Origin of the sequence: Burkholderia anthina, from assembly GCF_001547525.1 — a bacterium.
In the GTDB taxonomy this organism is placed as follows: Bacteria; Pseudomonadota; Gammaproteobacteria; order Burkholderiales; family Burkholderiaceae; genus Burkholderia; species Burkholderia semiarida.
This window is the reverse complement of sequence record NZ_CM003768.1, coordinates 2,803,421-2,823,332: the sequence shown is the minus strand read 5'-3', so window position 1 is coordinate 2,823,332 and position 19,912 is coordinate 2,803,421. Positions and strand designations below refer to the sequence as shown.

At 69.2% G+C, this 19,912-nt stretch carries 19 protein-coding genes; 7 read left to right on the top strand and 12 right to left on the bottom strand.

What is annotated here, in order from left to right; all coding sequences use genetic code 11:
• Positions 1–53 precede the first annotated feature (53 nt).
• From WS64_RS12870 to WS64_RS12855, 4 genes are read right to left on the bottom strand one after another with little or no spacing between them, the layout of a single operon-like run.
• Positions 54–677 carry an ABC-type transport auxiliary lipoprotein family protein gene (locus WS64_RS12870; protein WP_059642764.1) on the bottom strand — a complete coding sequence of 208 codons (624 nt, stop codon included), beginning with the start codon at positions 675–677 and terminating at the stop codon, positions 54–56.
• A 38-nt stretch (positions 678–715) separates the two neighbouring features.
• Complete coding sequence (locus tag WS64_RS12865) at positions 716–1,645, bottom strand: MlaD family protein (protein ID WP_059575996.1); 930 nt, start codon at positions 1,643–1,645, stop codon at positions 716–718.
• Positions 1,646–1,662: 17 nt separating this feature from the next.
• Positions 1,663–2,577 (bottom strand): ABC transporter ATP-binding protein, encoded by a 915-nt coding sequence (locus WS64_RS12860; RefSeq protein ID WP_059642767.1) that lies wholly within the window; start codon positions 2,575–2,577, stop codon positions 1,663–1,665.
• Entirely contained in the window at positions 2,574–3,698 is a 1,125-nt protein-coding gene (locus tag WS64_RS12855) for an MlaE family ABC transporter permease (protein ID WP_059575991.1), read from the bottom strand. Before WS64_RS12855 ends, WS64_RS12860 begins: the two co-directional genes overlap by 4 nt.
• A gap of 335 nt (positions 3,699–4,033) precedes the next feature.
• On the opposite strand from WS64_RS12855, the gene WS64_RS12850 reads away from it, so the two are divergent.
• Both WS64_RS12850 and WS64_RS12845 read left to right on the top strand, forming a co-directional pair.
• The gene (locus tag WS64_RS12850) at positions 4,034–6,103 is read left to right on the top strand and encodes a bifunctional 2',3'-cyclic-nucleotide 2'-phosphodiesterase/3'-nucleotidase (protein WP_060966601.1); all 2,070 of its coding nucleotides are present in this window, start codon (positions 4,034–4,036) and stop codon (positions 6,101–6,103) included.
• A gap of 8 nt (positions 6,104–6,111) precedes the next feature.
• Positions 6,112–6,957: a tetratricopeptide repeat protein gene (locus tag WS64_RS12845; RefSeq protein WP_060966600.1), complete on the top strand. Its 846-nt coding sequence runs from the start codon at positions 6,112–6,114 to the stop codon at positions 6,955–6,957.
• Between the two features lie 500 nt (positions 6,958–7,457).
• On the opposite strand, the gene WS64_RS32820 is transcribed toward WS64_RS12845, so the two are convergent.
• Both WS64_RS32820 and WS64_RS32815 read right to left on the bottom strand, forming a co-directional pair.
• Positions 7,458–8,087, bottom strand: coding sequence for a type VI secretion system amidase effector protein Tae4 (locus WS64_RS32820; RefSeq protein ID WP_081103824.1), 630 nt, complete (start codon positions 8,085–8,087; stop codon positions 7,458–7,460).
• Positions 8,069–8,674 carry a PAAR domain-containing protein gene (locus WS64_RS32815; protein WP_208606836.1) on the bottom strand — a complete coding sequence of 202 codons (606 nt, stop codon included), beginning with the start codon at positions 8,672–8,674 and terminating at the stop codon, positions 8,069–8,071. Before WS64_RS32815 ends, WS64_RS32820 begins: the two co-directional genes overlap by 19 nt.
• A gap of 489 nt (positions 8,675–9,163) precedes the next feature.
• Here WS64_RS32815 and WS64_RS12840 point away from each other — a divergent pair, with 489 nt between their 5' ends.
• The 3 genes from WS64_RS12840 (at position 9,164) to WS64_RS12830 (ending at position 11,325) form a co-directional block, all read left to right on the top strand.
• Positions 9,164–10,084: a biotin--[acetyl-CoA-carboxylase] ligase gene (locus WS64_RS12840; protein WP_060312428.1), complete on the top strand. Its 921-nt coding sequence runs from the start codon at positions 9,164–9,166 to the stop codon at positions 10,082–10,084.
• Positions 10,081–10,881, top strand: a complete 801-nt coding sequence (locus WS64_RS12835; RefSeq protein WP_060966599.1) for a type III pantothenate kinase — start codon at positions 10,081–10,083, stop codon at positions 10,879–10,881. The genes WS64_RS12840 and WS64_RS12835 overlap by 4 nt, the downstream gene beginning before the upstream one ends.
• A gap of 201 nt (positions 10,882–11,082) precedes the next feature.
• A complete protein-coding gene (locus WS64_RS12830) occupies positions 11,083–11,325 on the top strand; it encodes a hypothetical protein (protein WP_059642782.1) in 243 nt (80 codons plus the stop codon).
• A 16-nt stretch (positions 11,326–11,341) separates the two neighbouring features.
• On the opposite strand, the gene rfaE2 is transcribed toward WS64_RS12830, so the two are convergent.
• From rfaE2 to WS64_RS12800, 6 genes are all read right to left on the bottom strand, one after another.
• Positions 11,342–11,827: a D-glycero-beta-D-manno-heptose 1-phosphate adenylyltransferase gene (gene rfaE2 / locus WS64_RS12825; RefSeq protein WP_012329309.1), complete on the bottom strand. Its 486-nt coding sequence runs from the start codon at positions 11,825–11,827 to the stop codon at positions 11,342–11,344.
• Positions 11,828–11,994: 167 nt separating this feature from the next.
• Positions 11,995–12,873: a ferritin family protein gene (locus WS64_RS12820; RefSeq protein ID WP_060966598.1), complete on the bottom strand. Its 879-nt coding sequence runs from the start codon at positions 12,871–12,873 to the stop codon at positions 11,995–11,997.
• Between the two features lie 466 nt (positions 12,874–13,339).
• Positions 13,340–14,566 carry a patatin-like phospholipase family protein gene (locus tag WS64_RS12815; RefSeq protein ID WP_059641366.1) on the bottom strand — a complete coding sequence of 409 codons (1,227 nt, stop codon included), beginning with the start codon at positions 14,564–14,566 and terminating at the stop codon, positions 13,340–13,342.
• 24 nt (positions 14,567–14,590) lie between these two features.
• Positions 14,591–15,337, bottom strand: a complete 747-nt coding sequence (locus tag WS64_RS12810; protein WP_060966597.1) for a PhaM family polyhydroxyalkanoate granule multifunctional regulatory protein — start codon at positions 15,335–15,337, stop codon at positions 14,591–14,593.
• A gap of 78 nt (positions 15,338–15,415) precedes the next feature.
• Positions 15,416–16,243, bottom strand: coding sequence for an enoyl-CoA hydratase/isomerase family protein (locus WS64_RS12805; RefSeq protein ID WP_059837340.1), 828 nt, complete (start codon positions 16,241–16,243; stop codon positions 15,416–15,418).
• A 118-nt stretch (positions 16,244–16,361) separates the two neighbouring features.
• On the bottom strand, positions 16,362–17,354 hold the full coding sequence (locus WS64_RS12800; protein ID WP_059585383.1) for a fumarylacetoacetate hydrolase family protein: 993 nt from the start codon (positions 17,352–17,354) through the stop codon (positions 16,362–16,364).
• A gap of 129 nt (positions 17,355–17,483) precedes the next feature.
• Here WS64_RS12800 and WS64_RS12795 point away from each other — a divergent pair, with 129 nt between their 5' ends.
• Together WS64_RS12795 and WS64_RS12790 are read left to right on the top strand one after the other, a co-directional pair.
• Positions 17,484–18,359 carry an IclR family transcriptional regulator gene (locus WS64_RS12795; protein WP_060966596.1) on the top strand — a complete coding sequence of 292 codons (876 nt, stop codon included), beginning with the start codon at positions 17,484–17,486 and terminating at the stop codon, positions 18,357–18,359.
• A gap of 114 nt (positions 18,360–18,473) precedes the next feature.
• Positions 18,474–19,712 (top strand): DUF3108 domain-containing protein, encoded by a 1,239-nt coding sequence (locus WS64_RS12790; RefSeq protein WP_060966963.1) that lies wholly within the window; start codon positions 18,474–18,476, stop codon positions 19,710–19,712.
• Positions 19,713–19,912 lie beyond the last annotated feature (200 nt).

Sequence of the window (19,912 nt, the reverse complement as noted above, 5' to 3'; positions counted from 1 at the left end):
CGGATGCAATCGCGGATGCAATCGCGGATGCAATCGCGGCTGCGCGTCGGGCGTCACGGCGTGCCCGCGTACGCCTGCACGCCGACCCACGCGGCGATCTGCGACACGAGTTCGTCGCTGGCCGCGGCGAGCGCACGCGCGCCGCCGGCCGCGTCGGGCGTGCTCGACGGCGCGCGCGCGACGAACGTGCGCTGGCCGAGCACCTTGCCGTCGAGCGTCAGCGTCGCGCGCGCGGTCACCGCGCCGTGGCTTTGCGACTGCCCGTCGAAGACCTGCTCGAATTCGCTCAGGTCGACCTTGAGGGTCGGCGCGCGCACGCCGTCGACGCCTTCGAGCACCGTGCCGCGCGACGACAGCGCGCCGCGCAGGCGCTGCGTGAGCAGTTGCGCGGGCGGCGCGGTCCAGCGGCTGTCGCGATAGACGGCCACGTGCTGCGCATCGGCATAGGCGAGGCGGTACGCGAACTTGTCGGAATCGAGCGCGTCGGGCGCGGCGACGTCGAGCACCTTCAGCGCGGGGCCCGAACCGGTGGTCGCCACCGACGACGCAGGCCCGAGGTCGTAGCGGATGTTCGACAGCACCGCGCTGTTGCCGGCGCAGCCGGCCGCCGCCGCGAGCGTCAGTGCGGCAAGCGCGGCCGCTGCCGGGCGCAGCGCGCGGTCAAGGATTCGTGGCATGGCGTATTCCTGCGTAAGGTTTCCGGTTTCGATGGGCGTCAGTGCCCGGCCGTCGCACCCGGCCAGACGAAGCCCGCTTCGCCCGGCCCGGGCGCCGCGCCGGGCGATCCGAACAACAGACTGCGCGGGTTGCGGCCGAGTTCACCGGCGACGTCCTTCAATTGCCGCGACGCGTCGCCGACGCTGTCGGCCAGCGCATTGAAGCGCGGCAGCGTGTCGTACTGCACGCGCGCGTTGAGGCCGTTCAGCGCGACGCCGACCTGCTCGGCGGCCGTGCCGGCCTTGTTCAGGTTCGACACGAGCGGCCCGTTCGGCTGCAGCAGCGTGTTCGCCGACGCCATCGCGCGGTTCACCTCGTGCATCGTCTCCGGCAGCGCGGTGACGGCCGGGCCGAGCTGCTTCGTCAGCGTCGCGGCGCCGTCGGCCGCGTGCTGCAGGCTTTCGGCGGTCGCACGCAACTGCTCGCGCATCTCGGGCGACATCAGCGCGTTCGCGCTTTTCGCGGCCAGTTCGAGCTGCCGCAGCAGCACGTCGCCGCGTTCCTGGATCTGGTCGAACAGGCTCGGCCGCATCGGGATCTGCGCGATCGCCTTCGGCGACGACGGCAGCGGCGACAGATCGCGCCCCGTATCCTCCAACTGCACGAACGCGATGCCGGTCACGCCCTGGAAGCCGAGGCTGCCGTAGGTCGACTGCGTGATCGGCGCGTCGTGATCGACGAGGATGCGGATCCGGATCTGGCCCGGATGCGTGCGATCGAAGCCGATCGACTGCACCTTGCCGACGTCGAGGCCGCGAAAGCGCACGGCCGCGTCCGGAAAGAGCCCCGTCACGTTGGTGCGCGCGAGCAGGTCGTACGGCACGCGCACGGTGCGGTCGACGTTGAACCAGAACACGGTGCCCGCGATCGCGAGCGTCAGCGCGATCGTGAACAGGCCGGCCCAGAACGCATGTGATTTGTTTTCCATTCGCGGGTTCCTTGCTTCTACAGCTCGACGCTCGACAGCGCCGGTTCGAGGGCCGCCTTCGGCAGCTTCGCGCGCCGCTCGGGCGGCAGCGCCTGCAATGCGCGGCGCCCGCGCAGCCCCAGGAAATATTCGTGGATGAACGGATGGTCGACGTTCGCGGCCTCCTCGACGGGCGCCGCGACCAGCACCTTGCGGTCGGCCAGCACCGCGACGCGCGTCGACAGCGCGACCATCGTGTCGAGGTCGTGCGTCACCATCACGACGGTCAGCCCGAGCGTGCGGTGCAGCGTCGCGATCAGCTCGACGAATTCGTCGGACGCCTGCGGATCGAGGCCGGCCGTCGGCTCGTCGAGAAACAGCAGCTCGGGCTCCAGCGCGATCGCGCGCGCGATGCCGACGCGCTTCACCATCCCGCCCGACAGCGCGGCCGGCATCTTCGACGCGTGCTTGCACGGCAGCCCGACCATCTCGAGCTTCAGCATCACGATGTCGTGCAGCAGGTCCGGCGGCACGCGGCCGAGCTCGCGCAGCGGCTGCGCGACGTTGTCGAACACCGTCATCGACGAGAACAGCGCGCCCTGCTGGAACAGCATCCCCGAGCGCGTGCGCATCATCCGCGCGCTGGCGTCGTCGATCGTCGCCGTATCCTCGCCGAACACCTTGATCGTGCCCGACGTCGGCCGTTCGAGGCCGAGGATCTGCCGCACGAGCGTCGTCTTGCCGGAGCCCGACCCGCCGACGATCGACACGATCTCGCCGCGCCGCACGTCGAAGTCGAGCTTCTGGTGAATGATGTTGCGCCCGTAGCGCTTGGTCAGGTTGCGCACCTCGATCACGAGATCGCCGGCATCGACGGCCGTGCCCGGCCGGGGGCCGACCGACCCGGCGCCGATGGCCGCGGCATGCGCGGTCGTTTCGTTCGATGCGTTCATCCGAGCCCCACGTTCTGGAACAGGATCGCGAACACCGCGTCGGCGAGGATCACGACCGTGATCGACGACACGACCGACGTGGTCGTGCCTTCGCCGAGGCTCTGCGAGTTCGCCTTGATCCGGAAGCCGAAATGGCACGCGACCAGCGCGATCAGCATGCCGAACACGACGCCCTTGCCGACGCCGATGTACAGGTTCGCGATCGGCACGACGCCCGGCAGCGAACGCACGAAATAGTTGATGTCGATGCCGAGCACGATCTTCGCGGCGAGCGCGCCGCCCGTCAGCGCGATGATGTTGGTCCACATCACGAGCAGCGGCATCGCGACGCCGAGCGCGAGCACGCGCGGCAGGATCAGCCGCAGCCCGTGCGGGATGCCCATCACGCGCATCGCGTCGAGCTCCTCCGTCACGCGCATCACGCCGATCTGCGCGGTGATCGCGGAGCCCGAGCGGCCCGCGACGAGGATCGCCGACAGCACCGGGCCGAGCTCGCGGATCACCGACAGCCCGAGGATGTTCACGATGTAGCGGTTCGCACCGAACATCTGCAGCTGCTGCGCGGACAGGTAGCTGAGCACGATGCCGATCAGGAACGCGACGAGCGCGGTGATCGGCAGCGCCTGCGCGCCGGCGCTGTAGATGTTCGCCGAGGTTTCCTTCCACGGCATCGTCTTCGGGCGGCGCAGCACCGACAGCGCGTCGAGGATCACGAGGCCGAACATCGCGATGCCGCCCTGCAGGTGTTCGCCGAACGCGAAGATCGCCTGGCCGAGCCGCGTGACGGGATCGACGCGCACCACGCGCTCGGGCGCCTCGCGCGCGCTGTCGAGCCGCTCGATGCGCTCGAAGATCGTGCGCTGCGTGGCGCTCAGCGCGACGCCCGCCGGCAGCTTGCGGCCCCACACGCGCCACAGCGCCTGGCCGCCGACGTGGTCGAGCCGCTCGATGCCGGACAGATCCCATTCGATGACGCGCCCGGCGGCGATGCTCGCGATGCGGCGCGCCACGGCGCCGCGGTTGCGCGCGAGCGAGAGCGCGGTCCACTGGCCGGTCAGGCGCACCGTCTGGCCCTGGCCGCCGGCGTCGACCGACAGGCCGGGAGGGGTCTCGAAGTCCAAGGGCAGGTTGTTTGCAAAAGGATGACAGCGGCCATTGTAGCGAACCGCCCGGCGCCGCGACGTGAGGATGTGGGCGGGGCACCGGGCTCGGGGCGCGGCCGGGGCGCCGGGCCGGAGCCGGGGCGGCTGGGCCGTGCCCCGACGCCGCCGAGCGTCGCGGGGCCTGTTCATGCCAATAACGGGCCTGGGCCCGTGGCCGGTATCGCGACCTTTCATTGTTCCGTCACGTTTCCTTTCGATACTCTCACGCGCTGCACGTCAGGCCGTCGGCGCGCCGCGCCGCCATTCGTGCGTACCTCGCGTTTGATAAAACAGAACACCGAACAGGACATCCGATGCGTCTCCCCCCGCTTTCCCGCCGCCACGCGCCGGCCGCCGCCGCACTCGCCAGCCTCGCCTTCGCCCTCGCAGGCTGCGGCGGCGACGACGTCACCGCCACGCCGCCGTCGCGGCCCGAGGCCCAGGCGCCCGCCGGCACGACGGCCACGCTCGCGCTGCTCGAGACGACCGACCTGCACACCAACGTGCTGTCGTACGACTATTTCAAGCTCGCCGCCGACAATTCGCTCGGCTTCGAACGCGTGGCGACGCTGATCGCGCAGGCGCGCAAGCAGTACCCGAACACGCTGCTGCTCGACAACGGCGACACGATCCAGGGCACCGCGCTGTCGGATTACCAGGCGCTCGTGAAGCCGGTCGGCTGCGACCAGACGCTCGCGATCTACAAGGTGATGAACGCCGCGAAATTCGACGGCGGCGGGATCGGCAACCACGAGTTCAACTACGGGCTGCCGTACCTGTCGCAGGTGACCGGCAACACGTTCGAGATCGACGGCCTGCCGGCGCCGGCCCAGCAGAAGAAGTGCGCGGGCCCGAATTTCCCGCAGGTGCTCGCGAACGTGATCAGCGCGAAGACCAACGCGCCGCTGTTCGCGCCGTACACGATCCTGACGCGCACGGTGACGGCCACGACGCCGGACGGCAAGACGGTCAGCGCGCCCGTGAAGATCGGCATCATCGGCTTCACGCCGCCCGCGATCATGAACTGGGACAAGCGCTGGCTCGACGGCAAGGTCTACACGACCGGGCTGAAGGAAGCGGCCGAGAAGTACATTCCGGAAATGCGCGCGAAGGGCGCCGATCTCGTCGTCGCGATCTCGCACGGCGGCCTCGACAATTCCGCGTACTCGCCGACGATGGAAAACGGCAGCTGGTGGCTGTCGAAGGTGCCCGGCATCGACGCGATGCTGATCGGCCACTCGCACCAGGTGTTCCCGGACGCGAACAGCACCGTGTCGCAGTTCAACCTGCCGGGCGTCGACAAGGTCAAGGGCACCGTCAACGGGGTGCCGACCGTGATGGCCAACTACTGGGGCAAGCACCTCGGCGTGATCAAGCTCGGCCTGAAGTTCGACGGCAAGACGTGGGCCGTCGACAAATCGCAGACGACCGTCGAGGCGCGGCCGATCCAGAACGCCGACAAGAGCTACGTCGCGGCCGACCCGTCGGTCTCCGCCGCGATCGCGGCCGAGCACCAGGCGACGATCGACTACGTGAAGACGCCGATCGGCTCGACCGACTACCGGATGAACACGTACTTCGCGGACGTCGGCGATCCGGGCGCGATCCAGATCGTCAACGAGGCGCAGGCCGACTACGTGAAGACCTACGTGCAGGCGAACCTGCCGCAGTACGCGTCGCTGCCGGTGCTGTCGGTCAGCGCGCCGTTCAAGAGCGGCTTCGGCGGCGGCACCGACTACACCGACGTCGCGCCGGGCGCGCTCGCGATCAACAACGCGGCCGACCTGTACCTGTATCCGAACACCGTGTACGCGGTGAAGGTGAGCGGCGCCGACGTGAAGAACTGGCTCGAGACGGCCGCGAAGCGCTTCAACCGGATCGACCCGACGCAGGCGACCGTGCAGCCGCTCGTCAGCACCTTCCCCGGCTACAACTTCGACATGTTCACGTCGGCCGATCTCGCGTATGAAATCGACGTCACGCAGCCGGTCGGCAGCCGGATCAGGAACCTGACGTACAAGGGCGCGGCGATCGACCCGAACGCGCAGTTCATCGTCGCGACCAACAACTACCGCGCGAGCGGCGGCGGCAACTTCCCGGGCCTCGACGGCAGCAAGACGATCTTCGCGTCGCCCGACGCGAACCGCGACGTGCTGATCGCGTTCATCAAGAAGCGCGGCGCGATCACGCGCGCGGCCGACGGCGCGCAGCGCAGCTGGCGCTTCACGAAGCTCGCGAGCTCGGTCGCGCACGTGCGGTTCGCGTCCGCGCCGAACCGCCTCGGCGACGCGGCGGCGGCCGGCCTGACCGGCATCACGCAGGTCGCGGCCGACGACGGCTCGGGCAAGAACCTCGCGACCTACGAAATCGACCTCACGCAATGAGACACGCGATGCAACCGATCCGGACGACGAGGCCCGCCGAAACCGGCCTCGCCGCCGCCGCGCGGCGCGTGCTGCGCGCGAAACTCCCGCCGGCCGCGCTGCTCGCGGCGGCGGCCGTGACCGTCGCGGCCGTCGTCGCGGCCGCCGGCCTGCGCGGCGCCGGCCCCGCGCCGAGCGCCGCGCAGCTCGACGAATGGCAGGCGATGGTCACGCAGGCGACCGAGCCGCATGCGCTGGCCCAATTGCGCACGCTCGCGCGCCGCGGCTCGGGCGCCGCGCAGGCGGCGCTCGGCATCGCGCTCGTCGATGCGCACGAACCGGGACTGCGCGACGAGGGGCGCGGCTGGCTGGAAACGGCCGCGGCGGCAGACGGCCGGGCCGACGCGCCGGCTGCGCGGCGCGCGCGGCTCGCGCTCGGCAAGGCGTTGCTGCTCGGCAGCGGCGACTTCCCGAAAGACTATGCACGCGCCCGCGCACTGCTCGGCGCGGCGGCCGAACAGGGCGACCCGGCCGCCGCGTATTACCTCGGGCTGATCTACCGCAGCGGCTACGGCATCGCGGCCGACCCGGTGCAGGCCGCGCACTGGTTCGACGTCGCGTCGCGCGCGGACATCCCGGCTGCCGACTTCATGCTCGCGAACGCGTACCGCGACGGCAGCGGCGTGCCGCGCGACGACGCGCGCGCACTCGCGCTGTATCGCCGGGCCGCCGAGCACGAGCTACCGGAAGCCGTGCAGACGCTCGCGATGGCCTATCGCAACGGCGAACTCGGGCTTCGGCCCGACGCGGACGAATTCCACGCGCAGTGGATCGAGACCGCGCATGCGCTGAAGCATCCGGTCGTCGCGCCGTGACGGCCGTTCGGCCGGGGCGCGTGTGGGCGTGGCCCGGCCGAATGGTGATTGCGTCGCACGCGTCATCCTCGCGGCGCGCATTGGTATCGGTCCCCGCAATCGGAATCGGCCTACGCGACGGCAGTGGCGCACCAGCCGTTCGGCCGGTGAAGGATCGTCTGTTCATCCCGTACGCCACTTAAGCAGCCGGGAAACATAGGGCTCGAGATAGAACAGGCCCGCGAGTACGGTTCCAATGCTGAGCGTGGTGCTCCATCTCTTGCATGACCAGCGTCTATAAGCCAGTACATTGACGACGCAGAAAAACAAGGCGGGCCCCAGCAAGTACGCCAGAAACGATACTCCCTGCCACCATGAGGTCGGACACTTGTCGATCTCGTAACAACCGCGAGCCGGCGTGCCTGCAAGTTTCGGCCAATTGATATGGCTGTAAACGTAGAGGTAAAACCAAGTTAACAGCAAACCACCTAGCGCCCCCAAAAGCGCAATCGCAAACCGCTTCACTTGATCTCCCAAAACAAGACTGAGTTCGATTTCCCGAGATCGGAATAGCTGAGACTTGGGAAGACATCCGCTCCTTGCCGAAACGACACCATCCCGATATATCGCCCTATCGTCGATGCCGCACCCCAGAAACCATTCATCGTCATTCGAGAGCCATTCCAAAGATCAATGTGACCACCGCTCGCATTCAATTCCGACTCGCCTGCACGCGCCCAGTAACCATCGAACATCACAATACCAGTACGCCCTTTTATTTTCGCCTCCCAGTCCGCTCCGGTAATTACCTCCGCCCTTCCGAGACCGGCAAATGGCTGCAGGTTGAGCCACGAGCCGAGTTCATTGGCGCGCGTGGCCGTTGCCTTTCCATTCAACAGAATTCGCCCAATACTGCGTTGACCGCCGAGAGGCCTGACGAGCCTCGATGAAAATGACTTCATGTCGACACCAACACGGTGCAAGGCGACACTTATACGAATAGCGCACTGATTCGTATAAGCCGGATCGTTGTATGGATTCCCCGATGGATAGGCATCCCACAACGATTTGAATGTCACGGCGTGAAGCTGTACTACCTTGGTGGATCCAGGGACCGTATTCGCTCTCACCATTATCGGTCTGTTGGGCATGGCGTCCAGTCTGGATGGGCGAGCGCATCTTCGCCCCAATAGATCGTATAACTGCCAGCGGGCTCGGTACCGATGCGCGGTAGTTGGCCATTCGTACCGACACGCCCTGCATACGTGCGTCCGTCGGTCATTTCGATCAAATAGGGATAGCTCTGCGGCAACGTCGTGCCGATGCCAACACGTACCTGTTCGTCGTAATCGAGCGTGGTATCCGTTCGCGCCGTGGCAACTGGCGCTTCGTCTTCAGGCGTTGGAGTGCGTCTCTTCTCCATAAGCTCAGTCGCCTCATGCGAAGTCAGGATCATCCGCATGCCTCGCTCGGCATAGAACACAGGCGGCGGACTGCACCCGCATGCGTTGATATCCCCACTCAACGCCCATGCCTGACCATTCGGTGCCCTGCCGGGCAGGCGCGGTCCTTTCGGCACGACAAATCCCACCTGCTCGCATGCCGTGCAGTAGGTTTTCATGTACAGCGTGGCGATCTGCACACGCGGCGGCGGATTGGAACACGTGACGCATTCCAGTCCTTCGGTGATCGTCGCGCTGCCGCCCCGATCGCCCTTGGCGAGGAAATAGCGGATCATGCGGCGGCACCCCGGCTCTTCGCGCCCGAGCAACGCTCATCCGCGAAAGTACCGGCCACCGCCCATTCGACAACCGTCAGCCTGCCAACAGCACACCGGCCTCCGCTAGCCATCCACCGGCCGGCAACAACCAACGAAGGCTCGCGTAACCATTTCTCGCCACCATTCATCCGGACTCCCTCTCGTCGCTATCAGCGCAAATCTCATCGCACCAAAATGCATGATCGACACAAGGAAATCCATCATACGAATTCGAAATCCCAATCGATCAATATCGGTCGGCGATGTTTCGTCAATCGATCAGCCGGAGTGTCGGAGCGACATTGATTCCAGCTCATATGCACGCGACTACCTGAATGCAACTCCTCTCCATTCGGGACGAGCACATTCGCGCGAAGCGTCGCACATCAGTCGGCCCGTGCCGCCCGACGAAATGACCGTCGCCCCGCTTGCCAACTCCCACCGCCCCCTGTCGCTACAATAGGCGCCATGAACGCCCCCACCTCCTCCGACACGCCCGAATCCGGCGACGCGCACATCGCGCGCAACCGGCTCGAGGCGCACCTGGATGCCGCGCCGCGCGCGTGGCCGCTCGACATCGTCGCCGCCACCGGCTCGACCAACGCCGACGTCGCGGCCCGGCTCAAGGCGCTGCCGCGCGGCGCGAACGCGTTGCCCGCGCCGCTCGTGCGCGTCGCGTTCGAGCAGACGGCCGGCCGCGGCAGGCAGGGTCGCCCGTGGTTCGCGCAGCCCGGCAATGCGCTGCTGTGCTCGGTCGGCTGCATCGTGCCGCGCGCCGTCGATGCGCTCGGCGGCCTCAGCATCGCGATCGGCGTCGCGCTCGCCGAAGGGCTGGCCACGCTGCCGCTCGACGCCCGCATGCGCGTCGCGCTCAAATGGCCGAACGACCTGCTGCTGACGGCCGCCGACGACGGCGCGCCGCGCATCGTCGGCAAGCTCGCCGGGATCCTGATCGAAACCGTCTGGACCACCGCCGACGCCACCGCCGTCGTGATCGGCTTCGGCATCAACGTGCGCGGCGCGCAAGCCGTGGCCGCGCAGGTCGACGCGCTGCGCGCGCGCGAAGCGACGCTCGCAAGCGGGCTGCCGCCCGCCGCGCTGTCGATCGCGTGCGCGTCGGCGAACCTCACCGATACGCTCGCCGCGTCGCTGAACGCGCTCACGCCCGCGCTCGCGCAATTCGGCGCCGACGGCCTCGCGCCGTTCCTGCCGCGCTGGCACGCGCTGCACGCATACGCGGGCCGCGAAGTCGTGCTGCTCGAACAGGGCGTCGAACGCGCACGCGGCATCGCGACGGGCATCGACGCGACCGGCCAGTTGCTGCTGGACACGCCGAACGGCGTGCAGACGATCGCGGCCGGCGACGTGTCGCTGCGCGAAGCGCAATGAGCGAACCGTACCTGCTGATCGACGCCGGCAACAGCCGGATCAAATGGGCGCTCGCCGACACGCGGCGCACGCTCGTCGACACGGGCGCGTTCGGCCACACGCGCGACGGCGGCGCCGATCCCGACTGGTCACGCGTGCCGAGGCCGCGCGGCGCCTGGATCTCGAACGTCGCGGGCGCCGACGTGGCCGCACGGATCGACGCGCTGCTCGACGCACGCTGGCCGGGCCTGCCGCGCACGACGATCCGCTCGCGGCCCGCGCAATGCGGCGTGACGAACGGCTATACGACGCCCGAACAGCTCGGCAGCGACCGCTGGGCCGGCCTGATCGGCGCGCACGCGGCGTTTCCGGGCGAGCATCTGCTGATCGCGACGTTCGGCACCGCGACGACGCTCGAGGCACTGCGCGCGGACGGCCGGTTCACGGGCGGGCTGATCGCGCCGGGCTGGGCGCTGATGATGCGCGCGCTCGGCACGCACACCGCGCAGTTGCCGACGCTGACCACCGATATCGCAAGCGGGCTGCTCGCGGGCGCGCAGGCCGAGCCGTTCCAGGTCGATACGCCGCGCTCGCTGTCGGCCGGCTGCCTGTACGCGCAGGCCGGCCTCATCGAACGCGCATGGCGCGATCTCGCCGATGCCTGGCAGGCGCCCGTGCGGCTCGTGCTGGCAGGCGGTGCGGCGGACGACGTCGCACGTGCGTTGACGGTCGCGCATACGCGGCATGACGCGCTGATCCTGTCCGGGCTCGCGCTGATCGCAGCCGATGCGGGCGAACCGGCAACGGCGCCGGATTGACGCGCGCGTGCCGGCGCGCGGCGGCGCGGGCCGATGCAAGCCCAGGCCGGCCCGCGTCACGCCGACGATGCAATACGCGCGGCGCGGCGCGTGCGGCCCGCACGAACGGTCAGGTCAACGGAAGCCATGAAAAAAGCCGGCCCTTCGGCCGGCTCGACTGAACGACGTGAACCACGTCAATGACGACAAGGAGTTTCGACGATGCTGCGCTGGCTGATCGCTGTTCTCTTTCTCGCCAACATGCTCGCGTTCGTGGTGGCGCGCGGCGTGTTCGGGCCGCTGCCGGCGGCCGGCCCGCGCGAACCCGGCGTGCTGTCGCGGCAGGTGCGGCCCGACGCATTGCGCGTGACACCGCTCATGCGCGCGACCGACCAGCCCGTGGTCGGCGGCCCGATCGCGGCGCCGGCCATCACGACCGCGCCGCTCGCGGCATCGGCCCCGTGACGGCGCCGTGCCGCGCTCAGGACTGTTGCGCGCGCACCTTCTTCAGCAACGCGGTGGTCGAGCGGTCGTGCTCGAACGGAATCGCCAGCGCCCGGCCGCCCCAGCCGCGCACGAGCGCCGATTCCGGCAGCGCGTCCATGTCGTAATCGCCGCCCTTCACGAGGATGTCCGGACGGACGGCTTCGATCAGCGACACGGGCGTCTTTTCCCCGAACGTCACGACCCAGTCGACGCTTTCCAGCGCCGCGAGCAATGCCGCGCGATCCTCTTCGCGGTTGATCGGCCGGTCGTCGCCCTTGCCGAGCATGCGCACCGACGCATCGCTGTTCACGCCGACGATCAGGCACGCGCCGAGCGCTTTCGCATCGGCGAGATACGTGACGTGACCGCGATGCAGGATGTCGAACACGCCGTTGGTGAACACGACGGGCGACGGCAGCGACGCACGCAGCGCGACGAGGGCGTCACGGGTGATCAGCTTGCGTTCGAAGGTGGCGGACATGATGGCGACAGGACGGAATGGACCACGGCGCGCGCGACGGCAGCGCCAGATAAAAAGCCCGCCGGACCGGCCGGGCGGGCTTCACGCAACACACGCGACACGGTGCCGCGAGCCGGGCGCGAATCGGGCACGACGCGCGCCGGCGCCGGCGCCGGCACCCGCCGGCCTCAGGCCGGCTGCGCGGCCGACGACGGGCCGCTTTCGGCCTGCAGGCGGCTGGTGACTTCCTTGCGGTAGCGGTTCAGCTCCTGCGCGGTCGCGAACGTGCGCTCGAACAGGATCGACAGGTTGTGCAGGATCCGCTCGACCACCTTCTTCTCCCACTCGCCGTCGAAACGGATCTGCTCGTCGAGCCAGCGCTCGAGCCATTCCGGATCCGGCAGGCGCGATTGCACGGTGTCGCGCGGGAACAGCGCCTGATTCACGTGCAGGTTGGTCGGGTGGAGCGGCTTCTCGGTGCGGCGCGCCGACGCCATCAGCACGCCGATCTTCGCGAAGGCCGCACGTGCGACGTCGCCGCAGTTGTTCAGCGCCTTCTTCATGTAGCGCAGGTACGCGCCGCCATGACGCGCCTCGTCGCGCGAAATCGTTTCGTAGATCTGCTTGATGACGGGCTCGGTGTGCCAGTCGGCCGCGCAGCGGTACCAGTGGTTCAAGCGGATCTCGCCGCAGAAGTGCAGCATCAGCGTCTCGAGCGGCGGCGCCGGATCGAACTGGAAGCGCACCGCGTGCAGTTCCTCCTCGGTCGGCACCAGCTCCGGCTTGAAGCGGCGCAGATATTCCATCAGCACGAGCGAATGCTTCTGCTCCTCGAAGAACCACACGCTCATGAACGCGGAAAAGTCACTGTCGTGCTGGTTGTCGCGCAGGAACATTTCCGTCGCGGGCAGCGCCGACCATTCGGTGATCGCGTTCATCTTGATCGTCTTCGCCTGCTCGTCGGTGAGCAGCGAAGCGTCGAACTTGTCCCACGGAATGTCCTTCTCCATGTCCCAGCGGACAGCTTCGAGCGACCTGTAAAGTTCCGGATAAAGCATGGTGTTCATGATGGTCCCACCCCTGTTCTGCGCAATGCGACTTCTCTAAACGTGACTGTTGCCGCGCAAGCGCGCCACGCGCGCTTTTTGCAGCCAAGACTGTAATTTTACGCGGGAAACCGGCCCGCCGGACGCTGATTCCTCGTCCGGCCGCCGGGCGGCCGCGTCGCCGCCGTTGGGCATGCCGCAACCCGCTCCGTTCGGACGGAGCCGGCCGCGCTTGCCTGAGTGGGGGGCCGGCACTGGCCGGCTCGTTGGCGCGCCCGTCCCCTGCCCCAGGCGGGTTCCCCGAAAGGTCCCGTGCGGATGCCGGATCGGCGGGCTGCTCGATATGGTGTATACGGCGGCGGCCATGATAGCACGCGTGCATGACGCTTCCGAGACGCCGGCCCGGTCGCGCGCCGCCAACCGGGATGCGGCGATCGGTCGCGGCCGGCCGTCGCGAAAACGCAACCTTGCATTGCGCCCGCGCGTGTCAGACCCGTATTTCGTCGGTCGCGAGGCCGTCTTCGGGCGGCGTGCCGGCCGCCGGCGCGCTGCTGCCGTCCGCCTGCGCGATCCAGCCGGCGAGCGTCTCGCGCTGCGCGCGGCCATCGCGGTAGCCGAGCTCGATCAGCTCGCGCGTGAAGGCTTCCTCGAACAGCAGGTAGCTGGCGAACGACGCGCCGGCCGGCTGGCTGCCGCCGATCGCGCCGAGCAGCCCGCGCATCGTCGCCGGCATCTGCTTGAGGTGCTTTGCGGCGATCAACTCGATGCGCTCGGACGGCGCGATCGCGAGCACGTCGACGTGCCGCCAGCCGCTGTCGATCTCGACCTGGTGCGGCAAGTGCTCGATCATCCGGTTGATGTGCTCGATCCGTTCGATGTCCGAGCCGATCGAGTCGAGGAACACGCTCGCGAGCACCTGCTGGCCGATCTGCGCGGGCGTCGGGTAGCCGCGCGCCCGGCCCGCGCCGTTCGCGGCCGGAATCTCGGGCCGCGGGTCGGCGGCGCCCACGACGACGATCCGGTCCGCGCCGAAGTGGATCGCCGGCGACAGCGGCGCGATCTGCCGGATCGAGCCGTCGCCGAAGTACTCGACCTGTCCGTCGAGCACGAGCGGCACGGCGGGAAACACGAACGGAATGGCCGACGACGCGAGCAGGTGCGACGCCGACAGATCGACGAGCCGCGCGGTGCGCTGCGCGCGCCGCCACGCCTGGATCGGCTCGGCGGCCTGGTAGAACGTGAGGTGCCGGCCGCTCGAATAGCTGAGTGCGGTGACCGCGAGCGCGTGCAGCAGGCGCGCCTCGAGCATCTGCTCGATCCGGTGGAAGCTCAGCTCGCGCTGCAGCAGGTGCGCGAGCGGCGTGTTGTCGAGCAGCCCGCGCGGCGAGCGGCGGGCCGCCCAGCCGAACGTCATCGTCGCGAGCCAGCGCGCGCCGGCGCCCGCGATGCCGAGCCAGTCGGTGCGATACACGTAATCGGCGCGCAACGGCTCCCAGAATTCGAGCAGGCGCCGCACGCCATGGGAAAAGTCGTCCGCGTGGCTCGCGATCGACGTCGCGTTGATCGCGCCGGCAGACGAACCGCACACGACCGTGAACGGCACCGTGTGCCGCCGCGGATCGGCCTCGCGCGCGATCTCGGCCAGCGCCTTCAGCACGCCGACCTGGTATGCGGCGCGCGCGCCGCCTCCCATCAGAACGAGCGCGAGTCGCATGATCGACCTGCTACCTGCGCCGCATCACGTCGAGCGCTTCGGCGGACGCGTTTCGGGCGACGAAGCGGCCGCCGCGCGCGCCGCGGCCGAACCGGACGGCTTCGCGGCGCGCTTGGCCGCGGGCTTGCGCGGCGCGGCCGCGGCGGGCTTCGCGGCGGGTTCCGGCGCAGCGGCGGGCTCGGGCGACGCGGCGCCCGGCGCCGCCGGCTGCATGCCCGGCTGCGCCATCGCGAGGCTCGCGAGCTGGTTGAATTGCGTCTGCAGCAGGTTCCACCAGCCGGCCGGATCGAACGGCTGCTGCGCGGGGTCGCCTTCCGTCGCATCCGCCGCCGGAGCCGCCGCATCCGGTGCGGGCGCAGCCTCGCCCGCCGAGGTTTTCGCGGCCTGCGCGGCGGCGACCGCCGCGTCCTCGGCCGCCGACATCGAGCTCTGCGCGAACGCGCCGAACGCGCGCAGCGTCGCGAGCGTCGCGCGCTGCACCTCGAGCGCCTGGATCGCGGACTGCAGCATCCCGAGATTGAGCTTCAGCCACTGCTCGACCGCGCGCAGATCGGTGATCCGCTTGTCGAGCTCCTCGACGCTCGTGAGCGGCGACATCATGTCGGACATGCTCGACAGCGACGGCGGCAGCCCGTGCGCGGCGCCCGGAAACGGCGCCATCCCGCCGAACGGCGACATCCGGATCATGTCCCACATCCGGTCCATCATGTCGGCGGGCTGGAACCCGGCAAAGCCGGCGAAAGGGTTGGCGCCGGAGGCATCGGTCGTCATACGGGCATCCTGGTTGACTGGGGGAGCGAGGCGGCCGTGCGTCGCGCAGCCGCGCATGATTCGATCATAGCGCGCGCGTCAGAACGGCGCGTCGCCGGGAAACGCGGGCGGGCGCCGCTCGCGCAGCGAGCGGATGCCTTCCTGCACGTCGGGCCCCGAAAAGCCCATGAATTCGAGCGCGAGCGACGTATCGAAGGTCGGCCCGGCCGTGCGCAGCCAGTTGTTCAGCGCGTACTTGGTCCAGCGGATCGCCGACTGCGAACCGTGCGCGAGCCGTTCGGCCACGTCGTACGCCTTCGGCAGCAGGTCGGCGGGCTCGACCGCGAGCGAGACCAGCCCGATCCGTTCGGCCTCCTCGCCGCTCACGGGCTCGCACAGCATCAGGTAGTACTTCGCCTTCGCCATCCCGCACAGCAGCGGCCACACGATCGCCGCGTGGTCGCCGGCCGCGACGCCGAGCCGCGTGTGGCCGTCGATGATGCGCGCATCCTTCGCGGCGATCGAGATGTCGGCGAGCAGCCCGGCGACGAGCCCCGCGCCGACGGCCGGGCCATGCATCGCCGACACGATCGGCTTGCTGCAATTGATCACGTTGTAGACGAGGTCGCGCGCCTCGCGCCACACGCGGGCGCGCACGTCGAAATCGTTCGCCATGTCCTCGACGAGCGCGAGATCGCCGCCCGCCGAAAAGCCCTTGCCTTCGCCGCGGATCACCGCGACGCGCGTGTCGGGATCGCGGTCGACGTCGCGCCAGATGTCGGCGAGCTCGCGATGCATGCGCGCGTTCGCGGTCGCGAGGCCGCTGCGGTTCGCACCCTCGCCGCTCATCACGATGTCGAGCACGCCATGATCGCGGCGCGTCACCTTCAGTGCTTCGTAACCGCCGTACGCGGCGAGATCGGCCATCTGCTGCTCCTTGTTCGAGGCGCTCGAACGCTTGAATCGAGTGTAGCCAAGCCCGCGCGGTCAAACATCGGGCGAAACCCGGCGCGCGGGCCGAGGCCGGGTGCCGCCGCCGCGTTGCCTATGCCGCGCCGTCGGGCGGGGAAACCGACTGCTCGATCGCGCCGAAGATCGACTTGCCGGCCGCATCGAACATCTCGATGCGCACGGTGTCGCCGTAACGCATGAATTCGGTCTGCGGCGCGCCGTGCTCGATCGTCTCGAGGCAGCGCTTCTCGGCGATGCAGCAGTAGCCGCGCTTCGCATCCTTGTTCGATACCGTACCGGAGCCGACGATCGAGCCGGCACGCAGGTTGCGCGTCTTCGCCGCGTGCGCGATCAGCTGGCCGAAGTGGAACACCATGTCGGTGCCCGCATCGGGCTGCCCTACCTTCTTGCCGTTCCAGTGGACGATCATCGGGCGGTGCACGCGGCCCTCGCGCCATTCGTCGCCGAGCTCGTCCGGCGTGACGGCGACCGGCGCGAACGCGGTGGCGGGCTTGCTCTGGAAGAAGCCGAAGCCCTTCGCGAGTTCGGCCGGAATCAGGTTGCGCAGCGACACGTCGTTTGCGAGCGTGACGAGCCGCACGGCCTTCAGCGCGGCGTCGGGCGACGCGCTCATCGGCACGTCGCCGGTGATCACCGCGACTTCGGCCTCGAAATCGATGCCCCATTCCTCGGACGGGCACACGACGTCGTCGCGCGGCCCCAGGAAATCGTCGCTGCCGCCCTGATACATCAGCGGATCGGTCCAGAACTCGGGCGGCATCTCCGCGCCGCGCGCGCGGCGCACGAGCTCGACGTGGTTCACGTACGCGGAGCCGTCGGCCCACTGGAACGCGCGCGGCAGCGGCGCCATGCAGTTGGCCGGATCGAACGCGAACGCGTTGCGCGCGCGACCGTGGTTCAGCGCGTCGTACAGGTCGCGCAGTTGCGGCGCGTAGAACGCCCAGTCGTCGAGGACGCGCTGCAACGTCGGCGCGACCGCATCGGCGATCGCCGCGGTGTGCAGGTCGCGCGACACGACGATCAGCTGGCCGTCGCGCGTGCCGTCCTTCAGCGAAGCAAGTTTCATAGGGAGGATCTGCCGTTGTAGTGACGATGGAGGGAATCTATTTTACGATGGTGAATCCATGCGGCGCGCCCCGATCGCGCGCGCCGTTTTCACCCCGTTTCCTGCCGCATTTTCGCGCACCCGTTGCCCATGCCCGCCAGCCCGCTTCCCGACGACGATCTCACCGACTCCGATACCGACGACACCGCGTCCGGCGAGCACGGCGAACACGGTGAGAAGGTCCGTTCCGGCATCCAGTCGATCGAGGTCGGCTTCCGCCTGCTCGACGTGCTGACGAGCGAGCCGCGCGCGATGATGCTGCGCGATCTCGCGCAGCGCGCGGGCATGAGCCCGGCGAAGGCGCACCGCTACCTGGTCAGCTTCTCGCGGCTCGGCGTCGTGTCGCAGGATCCCGTCTCCGGCCGCTACGAGCTCGGCGGCTTCGCGCTGCAGATGGGCCTCGCGCGGCTCGCGCGCGTCGACGGCGTGAAGCTCGCGCGGATCGCGCTGACCGAATTCCGCGACCGCCTCGACCAGACGGTCGGCATCGCGGTATGGGGCAACCAGGGGCCGACGATCGTGCACTGGATGGAATCGAGCCATCCGGCGAAGGCGTCGCTGAAGCTCGGCGACGTGATGCCGCTGCTCGGCTCCGCGACGGGCCTGCTGTTCGCCGCGTACCTGCCGCGCAGCAAGACCGCCGCGATGCTCGAGCGCGAACTCGCCGATACGCGCCGCTCGCCGCACCACGGCGGCCCGCGCACGCTCGACGAAGTCGACGCGGTGCTCGCCGACGTGCGCCGGCACGAGGCCGCGCGCGTCGAGGGGATGCTGCTGCCGACGATCCACGCGTTCTGCATGCCGGTGTTCGACGCGGTCGGCGAACTCGCGCTCGCGATCGTCGCGCTCGGCCAGGAAGGCTCGTTCGACATCGCGTGGGGCGGCGAGATCGACACCGCGCTGCGCGCGTGCGCGCGGAAACTGTCTTACGAACTCGGCTATAGTCCCGACGCACGCGACGCCTGACGCCTCCGGCTCGCCCCACGTCACGCGTCGCGAACGCGCGGCGCATCCGGCGGTCCGATTCCTGTGGCGCGCGCCGCGCGCCCGACGTCACGCACGCGCCCCGACCCCGTTCCGATGCCCATGCAGCCTGCCGACCTTCGCCCGAGTCACGCCCCGCCCCGCCGCTGGCTGCGCGTGGGCGTCGCGCTCGTCGCCGTGCTGGTGCTGCACGCGCTCGCCGGGTTCTGGCTGATGCGCAACCGCGAATCGTTCAGGCCGCCGCCGCCCGCCGACATCCCCGTGCAGATCGAGCTGCTGAAACCGCGGCCGATCGAACGCCAGCCTGCCCCGCCGGCGTCGAAGCCGGTCGAACGTCCGGCCGCACCCGCCGCGCCGAAGGCGGCCCCGCCGAAACCCGCGCCGCCGGACGAACCGGTCCTCACGTCGACGCAGACGGCCGAGCACGGCGAACCGCCGGCTGCCGCCGCGAGCGGCGTACCGGGCGCGTCGGGCGCGCACGCCGCGCCGGCCGCCGGCGCCAGCGCCGCGACGCCGGGGCCTGCCGCGAGCGGCGTGAAGTTCGCCGCGCCGCCGTCCGGCGACCTGCAGTACGACACGTTCTACAACGGCATGCAGAACATGATCGGCACGATCCGCTGGCGGACCGACGGCCACACCTACGACCTGTCGGTGTCGATGCCCGTGCCATTCGTCGGCCCGTTCGCCTATCGCAGCGAAGGCCGCATCGATGCGTTCGGCGTCGCGCCCGACCGTTACGTCGAGAAGCGGGGCAAGCGGCCGGAGGACATCGCGATCTTCAACCGCGAGATCCGGCAGGTCGTGTTCACGCGCACGCCGAACAACGCGCCGCTGCCCGATGGCGTGCAGGACCGCTTCAGCATGCTGATGCAGTTGTCGGGGCTCGTGCGCGGCAATCCTGCCGCCTACAAGCCGGGCGTCACGCAGCAGTTCTTCGTGATCGACAACAACAGCGGCGAGACCTGGCCGATCACCGTGATCGGCGACGAGCAGGTGCAGACGCAGGCCGGCGTCATCGCCGCGCGGCACTTCATGCGCCTGCCGCGCCGCGACGGCGACACGCGCCGCATCGACATGTGGCTCGCGCCGTCGCTCGGCTGGCTGCCCGCGCGGCTCGTGCAGACCGAGCCGAACGGCGCGCAGATCGAGCTGCTGTGGCACGGCCGCCTCGCCGCACCGGACGTGCCTGCGGATGCAGCACCGCCCGGCGGCGCAACGAGCGCGCCCGACGCCGCGCCGGCGCCCGATGCGCCGGCCGCGCCGCCCGCACAAGCGGCGCCGTCCACGCCCGCTGCAACCGTGCAACCACCGGCCTCCCCGGTTGTCACACAGTAAAAAACATGCACGAATCGGCAATTTCGACCGATTACAGTTTTCCCGGAAATGGCCGATGACACTCTTTAACAACTATTTCAGTCCACCGGCTCACAATGAGAAACGTTTGACAGATATCGGCTTCTAACCGATACACCCCACGCGAACGGGAGGAACGGGGTGTGCAGCGCAAGCCCCTTGAAACCGGCGAGGCTTGCCCC